The organism is Sneathiella sp. P13V-1, assembly GCF_015143595.1.
Lineage (GTDB): Bacteria > Pseudomonadota > Alphaproteobacteria > Sneathiellales > Sneathiellaceae > Sneathiella.
Genome location: NZ_WYEU01000002.1, coordinates 341509 through 356796 on the forward strand (window position 1 = coordinate 341509; position 15288 = coordinate 356796).

General features: G+C 48.2%; 15 protein-coding genes. 8 read left to right on the forward strand and 7 right to left on the reverse strand.

Going from position 1 to position 15288, the window contains the following annotated elements; all coding sequences use genetic code 11:
- Window positions 1-13 precede the first annotated feature (13 nt).
- Window positions 14-871: a flagellar motor stator protein MotA gene (gene motA / locus GUA87_RS08605; protein WP_193716152.1), complete on the reverse strand. Its 858-nt coding sequence runs from the start codon at window positions 869-871 to the stop codon at window positions 14-16.
- A gap of 225 nt (window positions 872-1096) precedes the next feature.
- Between motA and GUA87_RS08610 the strand changes: the two genes are divergently transcribed.
- A complete protein-coding gene (locus GUA87_RS08610) occupies window positions 1097-1579 on the forward strand; it encodes a flavin reductase family protein (RefSeq protein WP_193716153.1) in 483 nt (160 codons plus the stop codon).
- Window positions 1580-1591: 12 nt separating this feature from the next.
- Here the strand turns inward: GUA87_RS08610 and GUA87_RS08615 are convergent, their stop codons facing one another.
- Window positions 1592-3991: a penicillin acylase family protein gene (locus tag GUA87_RS08615; RefSeq protein WP_193716154.1), complete on the reverse strand. Its 2400-nt coding sequence runs from the start codon at window positions 3989-3991 to the stop codon at window positions 1592-1594.
- A 159-nt stretch (window positions 3992-4150) separates the two neighbouring features.
- Here GUA87_RS08615 and GUA87_RS08620 point away from each other — a divergent pair, with 159 nt between their 5' ends.
- The gene (locus GUA87_RS08620; RefSeq protein ID WP_193716155.1) at window positions 4151-5026 is read left to right on the forward strand and encodes an NAD(P)-dependent oxidoreductase; all 876 of its coding nucleotides are present in this window, start codon (window positions 4151-4153) and stop codon (window positions 5024-5026) included.
- Window positions 5027-5030: 4 nt separating this feature from the next.
- Here GUA87_RS08620 and GUA87_RS08625 read toward each other — a convergent pair whose 3' ends face one another.
- Window positions 5031-5456 (reverse strand): CAP domain-containing protein, encoded by a 426-nt coding sequence (locus GUA87_RS08625; RefSeq protein WP_193716156.1) that lies wholly within the window; start codon window positions 5454-5456, stop codon window positions 5031-5033.
- A 74-nt stretch (window positions 5457-5530) separates the two neighbouring features.
- On the opposite strand from GUA87_RS08625, the gene GUA87_RS08630 reads away from it, so the two are divergent.
- The gene (locus GUA87_RS08630) at window positions 5531-6676 is read left to right on the forward strand and encodes a trans-sulfuration enzyme family protein (protein ID WP_193716157.1); all 1146 of its coding nucleotides are present in this window, start codon (window positions 5531-5533) and stop codon (window positions 6674-6676) included.
- 21 nt (window positions 6677-6697) lie between these two features.
- On the opposite strand, the gene hemB is transcribed toward GUA87_RS08630, so the two are convergent.
- Entirely contained in the window at window positions 6698-7699 is a 1002-nt protein-coding gene (hemB, locus tag GUA87_RS08635; RefSeq protein WP_227711811.1) for a porphobilinogen synthase, read from the reverse strand.
- Window positions 7700-7853: 154 nt separating this feature from the next.
- On the opposite strand from hemB, the gene GUA87_RS08640 reads away from it, so the two are divergent.
- Together GUA87_RS08640 and GUA87_RS08645 are read left to right on the forward strand one after the other, a co-directional pair.
- On the forward strand, window positions 7854-9002 hold the full coding sequence (locus tag GUA87_RS08640; protein ID WP_193716158.1) for an acyl-CoA dehydrogenase family protein: 1149 nt from the start codon (window positions 7854-7856) through the stop codon (window positions 9000-9002).
- Window positions 9003-10061: an enoyl-CoA hydratase/isomerase family protein gene (locus GUA87_RS08645; protein WP_193716159.1), complete on the forward strand. Its 1059-nt coding sequence runs from the start codon at window positions 9003-9005 to the stop codon at window positions 10059-10061.
- Here GUA87_RS08645 and GUA87_RS08650 read toward each other — a convergent pair whose 3' ends face one another.
- A complete protein-coding gene (locus GUA87_RS08650; RefSeq protein WP_193716160.1) occupies window positions 10062-10358 on the reverse strand; it encodes a DUF1330 domain-containing protein in 297 nt (98 codons plus the stop codon).
- A 66-nt stretch (window positions 10359-10424) separates the two neighbouring features.
- On the opposite strand from GUA87_RS08650, the gene GUA87_RS08655 reads away from it, so the two are divergent.
- Entirely contained in the window at window positions 10425-11219 is a 795-nt protein-coding gene (locus GUA87_RS08655) for an enoyl-CoA hydratase/isomerase family protein (protein WP_193716161.1), read from the forward strand.
- A gap of 58 nt (window positions 11220-11277) precedes the next feature.
- Here GUA87_RS08655 and GUA87_RS08660 read toward each other — a convergent pair whose 3' ends face one another.
- Together GUA87_RS08660 and GUA87_RS08665 are read right to left on the reverse strand one after the other, a co-directional pair.
- Window positions 11278-12045, reverse strand: a complete 768-nt coding sequence (locus GUA87_RS08660) for an SDR family oxidoreductase (protein WP_193716162.1) — start codon at window positions 12043-12045, stop codon at window positions 11278-11280.
- Window positions 12046-12180: 135 nt separating this feature from the next.
- Window positions 12181-13374, reverse strand: a complete 1194-nt coding sequence (locus GUA87_RS08665) for an acyl-CoA dehydrogenase (protein ID WP_193716163.1) — start codon at window positions 13372-13374, stop codon at window positions 12181-12183.
- Between the two features lie 153 nt (window positions 13375-13527).
- Between GUA87_RS08665 and GUA87_RS08670 the strand changes: the two genes are divergently transcribed.
- Together GUA87_RS08670 and glyA are read left to right on the forward strand one after the other, a co-directional pair.
- Window positions 13528-13767, forward strand: a complete 240-nt coding sequence (locus GUA87_RS08670; protein ID WP_193716164.1) for a DUF6898 family protein — start codon at window positions 13528-13530, stop codon at window positions 13765-13767.
- A gap of 183 nt (window positions 13768-13950) precedes the next feature.
- Window positions 13951-15246 carry a serine hydroxymethyltransferase gene (gene glyA / locus GUA87_RS08675; protein ID WP_193716165.1) on the forward strand — a complete coding sequence of 432 codons (1296 nt, stop codon included), beginning with the start codon at window positions 13951-13953 and terminating at the stop codon, window positions 15244-15246.
- Window positions 15247-15288: the final 42 nt, after the last annotated feature.

Genomic DNA, 15288 nt, shown 5'->3' on the forward strand with positions numbered 1-15288 from the left:
CACCGGACCTATCTTAAACGCTTGGCGCGTTGGCACAGGCTTCTTCAACTTCGGCGAAGCTTGGACGCTCGTGGCTGTAAAGTGTTTTGCGGGCGAATTCCACGGATACCGCTGGCGCGTAACCCTGTAGATGGGCGAGAAGGCCAGTTTTCATACAGTCATAATATTTGGCGTCGGCGTCGAAATACTGCTGAATGTTTGTTCCCATAGGGGCAAACAGACCATACGCAATCAGGATACCAAAGAACGTACCCACGAGGGCCGCAGCAATAAGGCCACCCAGAACTTCGGGTGGTTCCGCAATGGAACCCATGGTCACAATCACACCAAGCACCGCAGCCACAATACCGAAGGCCGGAAGAGCTTCTGAGAGGGTTGTCACCGCACCCGCCATCGCGTGATGTTCAGCGTGATGTGTTTCAAGGTCAATATCCATCAGATTTTCAACTTCGTGCGGATTTTCTGTCCCCATTGTCATGAGACGCAAATAGTCGCACATAAAGTCCATCGCGTGATGATCTTTCAGGAATGATGGAAAATTGGAGAAGAGAGCACTTTCCTTCGGGTTTTCAATATGCGGCTCTAGCGCAATCATACCCTTGGTTTTTGCCAGCTTGAAGATAGCGTACATTAGGGTGAGCAGCTCTTCATATGACTTCTTGCTATGCGGTGCGCCCTTGAAAAGGTTTGCTAATGCACCCAATGTTCCGAAGATTACCCATTTAGGGTTACCCTGAACAAAAGCACCGATACCTGCACCCAGAATAATAAGATATTCCAGAGGCTGGAATAGAACGCCTGGTTCACCGTGGGGCAGATAACCCCCGGCAACAGAGCCGAACACGATGACTACACCGATGATAAAAAACATGCTTTTAAAAGCCCCTGTTATCTCTCTCACTTGTTTGGTTAACGGATATTGGCTGGATTTGGTTAATAAACAGTGAGCAATTTGATTAAGATTTTAGCTTTTTACACTCTTCGCTCTATGAATGTGGAGAGGGTTTAAAAAAAGAGATGATTTTCTGTCAAAGCTGTGTGAAATTGCCGAAGTGGAGAGATTTATTGTATTTTCAGGTAAAAAAAACAGAACTAAATGACCTTTGATTCTAGACAGTTTCGTGATGCGATGGGCAGCTTTGCGACCGGAGTAACGGTTGTAACATCCATGAGTAATAGGGGTGAGCCTATGGGGATCACCGTAAATTCCTTTTCATCTGTGTCTTTGGACCCTCCATTAGTTCTGTTTTGTCTGGGATTTGACGGAAACCACTGCCGAGAGTTTAAAGAAAGTGGTCAATACGCCATTCACATCCTCGCAGAGGACCAAGGTGATTTGTGTCAGCGCTTTGCCTCTCCCATTGAGAACCGTTTTGAAGGGGTTGAGTATCGTAAAGGTAGCGGGGGCGATGCCCCGGTATTTGACGGAAGCATCGCAGTAATCGAATGTCGTCAGCATCAATTAATCGAAGCCGGCGATCATCTCATTTTCCTTTGTAATGTCACAGATTTGGAAGTGAATATGGAAAAGAAGCCACTCCTGTATTACCGCGGTGGTTTTCCAGAACTGACTTCTTGATCCTTTTAGTATTTACATCTTCGGTTTCAGGATCAGGGTACCCAAGGCACCCTCCATATATTCCTCCCGATTTGTTGTCATTTTCCGATACTTCATATTCGCCCAGTCTTCCGACATGTCTCCATATAAAGGAGATAAAATGTTTCCTGACTGACCTGTGGAGTGAATGAACAGGGAATTGTTCAGATCTGAAAAATCATAAATCGCACGTAGTGATGCCGCATGTGTGTTCGCAAAAGGTTGTGTTTCATCCTTTAAGCGGTTGCGGCCAACATTAACTGTATATGTATCTCCCATTGAGGGCACTTTAATGTCGAACAGCCATGCAAGGGGTTTGATATGCGTAAATGGTAGATGATCACTATGGGCGAAATGGGCCTCTCCCCAGTTCCATTCCAGCATGTCGGCACCATAACGAGCCGTAAGGTCCATAAGAGCGTTTGAAAGAGAGTTTTGTAAAACACTCGCGCAATTTTCGACGACCACTGTTGAGATATTATCGCACCAGGTCTGATGACCATTTTCAGCTTTCAGGACCCGCGCGATAAAGTTAGGGCGCGGCTTCCAATATTGCTCAAAAATTTCTCCAAGCTCATCTGCATATACTTCACGATATAACTCGCGCATCCAGCCATTAAAGATAAGAGGAGTCGGGCCATTTTTGGTCATGCTTCCGTCCCAGATGGACAGCAGTGTCAAAGCCTGTCTGCTTTTGTCATCTTTTGGTTTGGTGGTGAGCAGAATTTCAAGGAATTCTTTCGCCATCAAGGACTGTACATCTGATTGCAAGTCAATGAAGGACTGGACACTGTGTGTATCTTCCTGTTCAAGTCGGTCAGCAATTCGTTTGGCGCGATAAGGAAGCGTCCAATCACTTGTGATGAAGTGTTTATAGTGACTGGGTACGATTTTTTCGTTGGCAGTATAGTGATACCCCCGCTCCGGGTTAAATACCTGAGGTAGTTCTTCAAAAGGAATGAAACCTTGCCAGTCATACTTTGCTTCCCACCCGGGAACCGGAAGGCGGCCTTTGACCTCGTTGTCCTGATGCCTTACAGGAACACGGCCTGGGGCATAATATCCGATATTACCGTCTACATCCGCATAGACCATGTTTTGTTGCGGGCTGGTAAAATCTCGAATTGCTGTTTTAAACTCTTCCCAATTTGTGGCGCGCATCATTTTGGCGGCAGAGGAAGCGGTTAGATCGCCATCTTGCAAGGTTGTCCAGGCAAAGGCCAAAGCATAGCCGTTTGACAAATATTTTTCAGATGAGGCTAGTGCATCGCTTAAGATCGGTCCGTGGCGCGTTATTCTTACCTTAATGCTAACGGGATCAGCGTCTTTTACTTGGATGACCTCTTCGCGAACTTCAAAATTCTGCCATCCTGTTGGCGTTTTATATTGAGCAGGGTTATCGGGGTTTATTTTTTCAATAAACAGATCCTGTGTATCAGGCCCCGTATTTGTGAAGCCCCAGGCAATTTTCTCGTTGCGGCCCAGAATGACTGCGGGTACACCCGGCAGGGTCGCCCCAATGGCGCTGATCTCAGGTGTTTTGATATGGGCGAAATACCATAGGGCAGGCGCCGCCAAGCCTAGATGAGGGTCGTTAGCGAGCAGCGGTTTACCGGTATTGGTAAGATTGCCTGAAACCACCCAGTTATTGGATCCAGCGCCTTCAGGAAGTGGTTCAGGTGCCATCGCAAACAAGTTGTCAGCAGCTTTCATGGCGCTTTTGTAAACGTCATCGAAACGGGGAAGTGGAGTGTTCGGCTCCCCTGGGTAGGAAGGCATGATTTCAGCAACTTTTTGCGGAGACAGGCGCTTCATCAGGCGCATACGTTCAATTTCCTGTCCCCAGTTTTTACCAAGATCCCATGCCATCATTTTTGTCCAAACGATGGAGTCGGTCACTTTCCATGGTTCTGGTTCGAATCCGAGAACAAGAAATTCAGGTGGTAATGCGCCACTTCTGTTTTCTAGAAACGCGTTGACGCCATCAGCATAGGTCTGCATCAAGTCGCGTGTATCTTCGTCAAGGGCTGCGTAAGTGCGTTCAGCCGCTTTGTAAACACCAAGAGTACGCAGGAACTTATCTTTGGAGATCGCAGATTTGCCGAGGATTTCTGACAAACGTCCGGCGCCAATCCGTCGGTTGGTTTCCATTTGCCACAGGCGATCCTGTGCGTGAACATAGCCGAGCGAAAAGACCGCATCTTTTAGGGATTTGGCTTCAATATGCGGGACACCAGATTTATCGCGAACAACGACAACTTCCCGGGCAAGGCCCGCAAGTTGTGTCTGCCCATCTATGGTTGGCAAAGATGTCCGAAGATAGAAATATCCTCCAGCGGCAACGACGACTGCCAGCACTATCAATCCAAAAAAGATCCGACCAATCCAACGCATAAATGCCTCCCCCTATAAATTATTTTCTAATATTCTGACCATAACTTTCAAAAAATTCAATCATCAGTTTTCATGAAGTGAAATCGCCACAGATATTCCTTTGCAGCCGAGTGCTAAGCCATTAAAACCATATCAAACACATTTCAGGGAGTATGAAGCATGAGCAAAAAAGCAGCTTTCATCGGTTTGGGCGTCATGGGATATCCTATGGCTGGATATATGCAAAAAGCGGGTTACGACGTTACCGTATATAACCGCACGACTGCCAAAGCTGAGAAGTGGGCCGCGGAATATGGCGGATCTTTTGCAGCGACACCCCGTGAAGCCTCTGAAGGCGCTGATTTTGTAATGGCATGCGTCGGTAACGATGACGATCTTCGTAGTGTCGTTCTGGGTGCTGATGGCGCATTGGCCGGAATGAAAGAAGGCAGCCTGTTTGTTGATCACACAACAGCATCCAGTGAAGTTGCCCGTGAGCTTGCGGCAGTTGCTGCTGAAAAAGGGATTGGTTTTCTGGATGCACCTGTATCCGGTGGTCAGGCCGGGGCTGAAAATGGCGTTCTAACCGTTATGTGCGGCGGCAGCGAAGCGGATTTTAATCGCGCGGTTGAACCTGTGGATGCTTACTCGCAGGCGTTTAAGCTGATGGGGGATGTAGGCGCAGGTCAATTGGCTAAAATGGTCAACCAGATTTGTATCGCTGGTGTTCTTCAAGGATTGTCTGAAGGAATTCATTTCGGTCAGAAAGCTGGACTTGATGTTGAAAAAGTCATTGAAGTGATTTCAAAAGGTGCAGCGCAAAGCTGGCAGATGGAAAATCGCTATAAAACAATGATCGCAGATGAGTTTGATTTTGGTTTTGCTGTGGACTGGATGCGCAAAGATCTGGGCATCTGTCTTGAAACGGCAAACCAAATCGGTGCTTCACTGCCAAATACAGCTTTGGTCGATCAGTATTATAAGGATGTTCAGAATATGGGCGGTGGGCGCAACGATACCTCCAGCCTTATTCGCAGACTTCGTAAATTAAGCTAAGTCTTCAGATATCTTCGTATGTGAGCGGACAAGCGAAAATAGCAGTCCAATAGACGTTCTCTTTGGACTGTTTTTCGTCTGCCTCTTCGATTTTGGGGGCAATAGCGATACCCATATGGCTGAAATTGGGATTTAGCAGATTTTGGCGATGTAAGGGGCTGTTCATCCAGTGATCAATAACTTTTTGAGGATCAGCTGGGCAGAGGGCGATATTCTCCGCAGCCTCCATAAAGTGATATCCATTTTGCAAAATGCGGTCTGAAAACGTAGAGCTTAGCGATCCTGTATGAGAGAGCGACGCGTTGCGGCACATGAATATCGAATGATGTAATGCGGTTAAATTTAGCATATTATTCATGGTAACCGCTTTACATGAATGACTTGTTCTAAGCTCATTCAGCTTCAAAATAAATTGTTCTGATCTGGACATGACAACTTCTGATTATGAAAATAAGTGATGTTGGTACCAACGTGTCAGCCCGATCAGCTGTGAAAGGAAAAAGGATGAAAGATCCGCGAAAAGTACATGTGGAAACCGCTTTGGCGCAGGGTTTGGGGCGTATGGACGATCAGTTCAAGGGCGTTATTCCGGGTATTCATCCAAGCACGACCTATGAGCGGGAACCTGATGGAAGTTACCCTAATGGTCGCGTTTATACTCGTGATCAGAACCCAAATTACGATCAGGCGGAAAGTATGCTTTCCCTGATGGAAAAGGGGGAAGGGGCGCTTCTTTTCTCGTCCGGTATGTCTGCAGCGGTTGCCGTTTTTCAGGCGCTTATGCCCGGCGATCATATTGTGGCACCAAAGGTGATGTATTGGGCGCTTCGCAACTGGTTGCTCACCTTCGGGGCTGATATGGGCCTTCAGATGACCTTTGTTGAAAATGGTAATCTGGATGACGTGAAAGCCGCCGTTCAACCGGGCAAAACTAAACTTCTTTGGATAGAAACACCAGCAAATCCAACATGGGCTGTGGATGATATTGCAGCGTGGGCCGACATCGCAAATTCTGTGGGTGCCCGCCTTGCCGTGGACAACACGGTTGCGACGCCAATTCTTACCCAACCCATTTCATTGGGGGCGGATATCGTTATGCATTCCGCGACCAAATATCTAAATGGTCATTCAGATGTGTTGGCCGGGGCGCTGATTACCAAAACTAACGATGCCTTTTGGGAACGTATTGCCAAGGTTCGCAATGCTGGCGGTGCGGTCATGGGGCCGATGGAAGCATGGCTTTTGACCCGCGGTATGCGTACCCTTGCCATTCGTGTGGAACGTGCTTCAGCCAATGCGATGCAGATTGCTGAAAGCCTGCAATCTTTGAATAATGTAGAGAGCGTTCTGTATCCGGGCTTACCTTCAGATGCGGGATATGAAGTGTCTGCCAGTCAGATGAGCGGTGGCTTTGGTGGCATGCTCAGTGTCTGCATCAAAGGCGGTGCAGAAGAGGCACTTGCGGTTACCGGACGGCTGGAACTCTTTAAACGTGCGACATCGCTTGGCGGTGTTGAAAGTCTTGTTGAACATCGGGCCAGCATTGAAGGTGAGGGAACCCCATGTCCACAAAACCTTCTGCGGCTATCAATCGGCATTGAAAGCGCGTCAGATCTGATTGATGATCTGAAATCAGCGATCGATGGATAAAGAGTTGGGGTGAGCTTCGGCTCACCCGTTCATATATTTAGCCGCCTCAACAGAGAAGTAGCTGAGAACCCCATCACAGCCCGCGCGCTTGAAGCACATCAGGGCTTCCATCACAACTTTTTCACGGTCAAGCCATCCGTTGTTGGCGGCGCCTGCGATCATCGCATATTCACCAGATACCTGATAGGCAAAGGTCGGAACGCCAAATTCGGCTTTCACGCGCTGGCAAATATCCAGATAAGGCATGCCAGGCTTCACCATCACCATATCTGCGCCTTCTTCCAGATCGAGAGCCACTTCATGGAGGGCTTCATCTGTATTGGACGGGTTCATCTGATAGGTGCGTTTGTCACCTGTTCCAAGGTTGCCAGAGGATCCAACTGCATCGCGGAATGGTCCGTAGTAACCGGACGCATATTTTGCAGAATAGGCCATAATCGGCACGTTTGTATGCCCATTGTCTTCGAGCGCCTGACGGATCGCACCGATCCGCCCGTCCATCATATCTGAAGGTGCAATGATATCGCAGCCCGCTTCGACCTGATTCAGGGTTTGGGTGATCAGCGCATCAATGGTTGGATCGTTGATCACATATCCGTTTTCAAGCAGGCCATCCTGACCGTGCGTTGTAAACGGATCCAATGCCACATCACAGAGAATACCCATATCTGGCACAGCATCTTTGATGGCCTTAATGGATTTGCAGATAATGTTATCCGGGTTTGCGGATTCTCTACCGTCTTCAGTTTTAAGATTTTGCTCTACCGCCGGGAAGAGGGCGATCACAGGAATGCCGAGGCTGTAAGCTTCTTTCGCGGCTTTTGCAGCGAGGTCCGGACTTAGGCGCTGGACACCCGGCATGGAAGGAATATCAACCGCATGGTCTTTTCCTTCATGAACAAATAGCGGCCAAATAAGATCATTGGGAGTTACCACATTTTCTGCAACAAGGCGTCGGGACCAGTCTTCTTTACGAATACGGCGCATACGGGTTGTCGGGAATTGGCGGTTCAATGTTCTCATTTTTGTTGGCTTTCAATCTGATTTGAAACGCCCAGATAATAGTCATGATTTGGGGGTGGTGCAAACCTTTAAGCCTAACGGTCGTTTGGTGTGATTTGACATTAGACTTCAGACGCACTATCACAGGGAAAAGGGACTAACAGGAATTGATCATATGGATTTTAATCTGACTGAAGACCAGGTCGCGTTTCGCGATATGGCACGTTCTTTTGGACAGGAAGTATTCGCCCCAAATGCTGAAAAATGGGATGAGGAAAAAATCTTTCCCGAAGCAGAACTTCGTCAAGCGGCTGAGCTTGGATTTGCAGGCATATATGTGGGTGAAGAATATGGTGGATCAGCCCTGACACGCCTTGACGCCGCCATCATTTTCGAAGAATTGGCAGCAGGCTGCACGTCAACAGCGGCTTATATTTCCATCCATAACATGGCGAGCTGGATGATTGACCGGTTCGGGTCTGACACTGTGCGTGCCAAATTCCTGCCAAAACTTACCACAATGGAACATTTCGCAAGTTATTGCCTGACAGAACCTGGTGCAGGTTCTGACGCAGCTTCGCTTCGGACACGCGCTGTTCGCGAGGGTGATGAATATGTGATCAATGGTGGTAAGGCGTTTATTTCAGGTGGTGGCCGTTCAGACGTTTATGTCACAATGGTGCGTACCGGTGATGAAGGTGCAGGTGGAGTGAGCTGTATTGTCATTCCAAAAGACGCACCGGGTATCAGCTTTGGCGCGCAGGAGCGCAAAATGGGCTGGAATTCTCAGCCAACGTCTCAAGTATTGTTTGATGATTGCCGTGTCCCGGTTGAAAATCTGGTGGGCGAAGAAGGTGAAGGCTTCAAGATCGCCATGATGGGTCTTGATGGTGGCCGCCTGAATATCGGCGCGTGCTCAATTGGTGCCGCGCGTGCCTGCCTTGAAGCAACACAGGAATATACCGCGGACAGAAAACAGTTTGGCAAGCCGGTTGGCTCTTTTCAGGGTGTTCAGTTCGAAATCGCCGATATGGCAACCGAATTGGAAGCATCCCGCCTGATGATCCGTCAGGCAGCATCCAAACTGGATGCGAAAGATCCAGATGCAACGCTTCACTGTGCCATGGCAAAACGCTTTGCGACAGATGCCGGATTTAAGATCTGTAACAGTGCCATGCAGCTTCATGGTGGATATGGGTATCTGAAAGACTTCCCGATTGAACGTTATATGCGGGATGCCCGTGTTCACCAGATCCTGGAAGGCACCAATGAAATTATGCGGGTCGTTATTTCTCGTAAACTGGCTGATGGGCAAGGTAAATAAATGAGCGACGAACAAGAAATCCTGTTTGAGCAGAAAAACCAACTGGGTGTGATCACCCTAAACCGCCCAAAGGCACTCAACGCTTTAACCCATGAAATGGCTTTGGCATTGACGGCCAAGCTAAATGAATGGGCTGAGGACGACAGCATCAAAGCCGTTCTTATTAAAGGCACGGGCGAGAAAGCTTTCTGCGCTGGCGGCGATGTGGTCAAACTTTACAATGAAGGTAAGGCTGGCGGTGATTACCCGTATAAATTCTACCATGATGAATATGTTGGCAACGCAACCGTAAAGCATTTTCCAAAACCATATGTTGCCTTTATTGATGGCATCGTTATGGGCGGCGGTGTAGGTGTGTCTGTTCACGGATCCCACCGGGTCGCGACAGAGAAAACCATGTTCGCTATGCCGGAGACTGGTATTGGTTTGTTCCCGGATGTTGGAGGAACTTACTTCCTACCGCGTTGCCCGGGTGAACTTGGCATGTATCTGGGATTAACTGGTGCGCGCCTTAAAGGGGCCGATGTGGTCTATGCCGGAGTGGCGTCTCACTACATTCAATCTCAGGACCTTGATGGCATTGAAAACGCTTTGTCTTCCATGACATTTTCTGCAGATCCCCATGGCGATATCGACCAGATGCTGGATGTATATGCCGCACCCATGGACGGTATTTCTACGAAAGAGATTCAGGCTTCAATCGACAAGCATTTCGCCTTTGATAGCGTTGATGAGATTTTGGAAAGTCTTGACGGTGACGATAGCGAATGGGCCGAGAAAACTGCGAAAGGCCTGCGCTCTAAATCCCCAACCAGCATGAAAGTAAGCTGTCAGCAACTACGTCTGGGGGCAACAAAATCCTTTGATGACTGCATGAAGCAGGAATGGCGGATGGTGAACCGGATCATTCAGGGTGTGGATTTCTATGAAGGTGTTCGTGCGCTTCTTATTGATAAGGACCAGAACCCAACATGGAATCCTGCAACACTTGATGAAGTCTCCCAGAGTGACGTAGATGCCTATTTCGCCCCTCTGGAAGATGGTGATCTGGATATTTAATTATTCAGGCGTAAAGCCATCAAGAATAACAAACTGGCCCTCGGCTGCTCCTTCACGGGCATCGCGGGCTTTTTTGTATTCAGGGCTGTTATAAAAAGCGCGTGCTGTATCCATATCCGGGAATTGTACCAAAACCACTCTTAGTTTCTGTTCAGGACCTTCCAGTGTTTCCATCTCTCCGCCGCGGGTCAGATACTGTGCGCCAAATTTCTTAATCGCGATTGGGGCGAGGGCTTTATATTCCTCATATTGTACAGGATCTTTCACGTCGATTGTTGCAACCATATAAGCTGGCATAGAGTTTCCTTTTTCAAATTGGAGAAGGACTGTTATCGTGGAAAGAAAAACATAAAGAGGAAATCCATGACCTACAAGTATGTGTCTGTTGAAAAGAAAAACAGAATTGCGGTTGTTCGATTTGATCGCCAGCATGACATGAACCCCTTATCCGTTGAAATAATGGAAGAGTTGACGGATGTAGCCCGTTCTTTTGAAACCGACATCGAAACAAATGTTGTGATCCTGACAGGGAATGGAAAAAACTTCTCTGCGGGTTTTGATCTTAAGGGTGTCGCGCAGAAAGAGCGCATGAACGCTGGTATGCTGGAGCGAAAAGTCCTGCAAAGTGTTGGCCCTCGTATGTGTCAGGCATGGGAGAATATTGAACCCATGACCATTGCCGCAGTGGATGGATATTGCATAGGTGGCGGTGTTGCGCTTTGTGTGGCGCTGGATATGCGTATTGCCGCTTCAAATGCACAGTTTTATGTGCCTGAGATTAAAAACGGAATGAATATGAGCTGGCAATCCATCCCGCGCATGGTCAATTTGATGGGACCAGCGAGAACCAAGCAAATCTCAATCATTGCGGACATGATCCCTGCAGATAAAGCTGAGAAATGGGGGCTGGTTGAAGAACTGGCCGATGGCGACAGTTCTTTTGAACTTGCTATGGAATATGCTGAGAAAATCGCGGCGCGTCCGCCAATTCCGGTTCGTATGATCAAGAAAGGCGCAAGTGCGGCTGCTAATGCACTTAACAATGCGACAAGCTATATGGATGTGGATCAGTTCACGCTCACAACATTCTCAGAAGACTACGCAGAAGGCGTCGCGGCTTTCATTGAAAAGCGGGATCCGGATTTTAAGGGGCGATAAGCGCCCCTTAAAAATTATTCCGAATTAGAAAATTCATCTTGGTGACTGTTGCTCTCAATCAGGCGCCCAGGTATTTTTTCCTGAGGCGTTGCATGCCTCCGATCCAGCGATCATAGTCGGATGTTTTCCGCTGCATGTACTCTTTCACCTGCGGGTGAGGCAGTATAAGAAATTCTTCCTTATCCATGGTTTCGATAACGCAATCCGCCAGCTCTTCTACTGTGATGGTACCATCAACAGAGGCCACACCATCTGTACGTCCCGCAGTCATTGCCGTGTGAACCTGCTGTGGGCAAAGGACGGAAACGCGAACACCCTTATCGCCATATTTGATGGCAAGTGTTTCCGCATAACCAACAGCCGCGTGTTTGGTGACGGCATATGGGCTGGCATCAACTTGGCTCAAAAGGCCAGCGGCAGACGCCGTGTTGACAAGGTAACCTGATCCGCGTTCTACCATTTTGTCCACGACAGCGCGGGCTGCGTATACGTGAGACATCACATGGACATCCCAGCTTAGCTGCCAGAAATCATTTGGAAGATCTTCCCAGCCTTTTCGGATAATGCCTGCGTTGGAAACAAAGATATCAATTGGACCTCCAGCTTCCTCTGCCTTAGCGACTAGATTTTGAATGGCGGCTTCGCTTGATACGTCGGTTTGAACGGCAAGGCCGCCAACGCTTTCCGCGACTTCTTTCAGGGCGTCTTCTTGTAGATCTGCAACTGTTATATGGGCTGCGCCTTCTTTGTGAAATCTCAGGGCGAGTTCTTTTCCGATGCCGCTGGCGCCGCCTGTGATGACGATGTTTTTGCCTGCAACTTTCATGATGTGCCTCCCGCTTTTTTCAGCTTGTTATTTATTTTATGTATAAGTGCATTCTGGATGCTTTTGTTGCAAGGCACAATAAAAAATGGCCCGGTGTTTCCACCGGACCATTAGAGTTTGGAGCTGTTTAGACTTTTATGCGCCTGTAAACGCCTGAATTCCTGTCTGTGCACGACCCAGGATCAGCGCGTGTACATCATGAGTCCCTTCGTAAGTATTTACCGCTTCAAGGTTCATCACGTGACGGATCACATGGAATTCGTCACTAATACCGTTACCGCCATGCATATCACGAGCAACACGTGCAATATCGAGGGCTTTGCCGCAGGAATTACGTTTGATCAAAGAGATCAATTCCGGTGCAGCGCGTTCTTCGTCACGAAGACGGCCTGCCTGCAAGCATGCCTGAAGACCGATTGAGATTTCAGTTTGCATGTCAGCCAGTTTTTTCTGGATCAACTGGTTCGCGGCGAGGGGACGACCGAATTGTTTACGGTCCATTGTGTATTGAAGCGCTGCCTGCCAGCAGAATTCTGCCGCGCCAAGGGCACCCCAGGCAATGCCGAAACGAGCACTGTTCAGACAGCCAAATGGGCCACCCAAACCTTTTACGTTTGGCAACATGTTTTCTTCAGGAACAAAGACATTGTCCATTACGATCTCGCCAGTGATGGAGGCGCGAAGGGAGAATTTGCCTTCAATCTTAGGAGCGCTGAGGCCTTCCATGCCTTTTTCAAGAACGAAACCACGGATAACATCATCATCAGTTTTCGCCCAAACAACAAAAACGTCTGCGACAGGGGCATTGGTGATCCACATTTTTGCGCCTGAGAGACTGTAACCGCCGTCTACGGATTTGGCGCGTGTTACCATGCTTCCTGGATCTGATCCGTGATCTGGCTCAGTAAGACCAAAACAGCCAATCCATTCACCGGTTGCCAGTTTTGGAAGATATTTTTCTTTTTGCGCTTCGCTGCCGTAAGCATTAATCGGATGCATCACGAGGCTGGATTGAACACTCATCATGGAGCGGTAACCGCTGTCTACACGTTCAACTTCACGGGCAATAAGACCGTATGAAACGTAAGACATGCCTGCGCAGCCATATCCCTCAATCGTTGCACCCAGTAGTCCTAGCTCGCCCATTTCACGGAAGATGGATGTATCCATTTTCTCATGACGGTTTGCTTCCAGAACCCGTGGCATTAATTTTTCCTGACAGTAATCATGCGCTGTCTGACGAACCATGCGTTCTTCTTCGGTTAGTTGGCTTTCCAGGAGGAAAGGATCGTCTGGGTTAAAGCTCGGCAGGGTTTTTGAAGTGCTCATGCGGGGTGCTCCAATTTACTATTTTTTATATTGGTGTGGGGTTATTTATATGTTTTCTGTATTAAACTCAATATGAATTTTTAATTCCTTTAACAGACGAGAATACTTTTAATATATACTCGTCCCGCATTGTGAAAAATAGCGAGAGCCAGAATGGCAACAGAAGAAGGTTACATTATTGAATTTGTTCCCATGGGGAACTCAGTCAAGGTTTCTGCAATGGACCCGGAGACCTTGACGGAAGTCTCCATTATTGGGCCGCGGACAGCGGGGCAGGAAGAGCTGCAACGGAATGTTCTCAATAAGTTGCACTATGTTCTTAAAAAAGAAAAAGGTGGTGAAGTGCGGCAGTCGACTGACAAGCAATCTTCAAAGGGCGGAATTATCGTCTGAGCACCTCCGTAAAACACAGATTTTTTCAGTAGATTCACAAATCATCAAAAAACTGTCATAAAACAGCATATGGGGTGAGATAAGGCTAGGAAGTCACATTATCATGTGCTATCCAGTCGTCGCTTTGGTGGCCGGACTGATTATTGCCAGGCCGGTATCTTCTGTGGGATATGGAGTTGAAATATGACGAAACAGAGCCCCGAACAAGTTGCATTCTTTGCAGCCGATCTTCAGAAAAACGATCCTGATGTCTTCTCCGCGATGGAACAGGAATTGGTCCGTCAGCGTGACCAGATCGAACTGATTGCATCTGAAAATATTGTAAGCCCAGCTGTTATGGCAGCTCAAGGCTCCGTTCTCACTAACAAATATGCCGAAGGTTATCCGGGCCGCCGTTATTATGGTGGTTGCGAATATGTTGATATTGTCGAAAATCTGGCAATTGAACGTGCGAAGAAACTGTTTGGTTGTGACTTTGTGAATGTGCAGCCAAACTCCGGATCTCAGGCTAACCAAGGCGCGTTCATGTCCCTGATCAAGCCAGGCGATACAATCCTCGGTATGTCCCTGGCAGCTGGTGGCCACCTGACACATGGTGCAGCCCCGAACCAGTCCGGTAAATGGTTTAATGCTGTTCAGTATGGCGTTCGTCAAGATGATCACCTTGTTGACTTTGATGAAGTTCGTGCTCTGGCCGTAGAACACAAACCGGCCTTGATCGTGGCGGGTGGTTCCGCTTATCCACGTCATCTGGACTTTGCGAAATTCCGTGAAATTGCGGATGAAGTCGGCGCCTACCTGATGGTTGATATGGCTCACTTTGCGGGTCTTGTTGCCGCAGGTGTACACCCAAGCCCATTCCCACATGCCCATATCGCAACAACAACAACTCATAAAACACTGCGTGGTCCACGCGGTGGTATGATCCTGACAAATGATGAAGCGATTGCGAAGAAGGTAAACTCCGCAATTTTCCCAGGCATTCAGGGTGGCCCATTGATGCATGTGATTGCAGGTAAAGCAGTTGCCTTTGGTGAAGCACTTCAACCTGAATTTAAAGCCTATGCTCAACAGGTCGTAGATAACGCTAAAACACTGGCGAGCACTCTTGTCGGTCATGGTCTAGATATTGTTTCCGGCGGCACGGACACGCATCTGATGCTGGTGGACCTTCGTCCGAAAAGCCTGACAGGTAAAGTGGCAGAGCATTCTTTGGAGAATGCCAATATCACCTGTAACAAGAACGGCATACCGTTTGACCCGGAAAAACCAATGGTCACTTCTGGGGTTCGCCTTGGTACACCTGCCGCCACAACACGTGGCTTCGGTACAGAAGAATTTACCAAAGTTGGTGACCTGATTGCCGAAGTTCTTGACGGACTGGTTGCAAATCCCGAGGATAATAGTGCTGTTGAGGCGAAAGTACGCGAAAGCGTCAAGGAACTATGCGAAGCGTTCCCGCTTTACGCCTCGCTCTAATAACGATTTGGGGGGAATATTTCCCCCCAATAAAACTTGGGG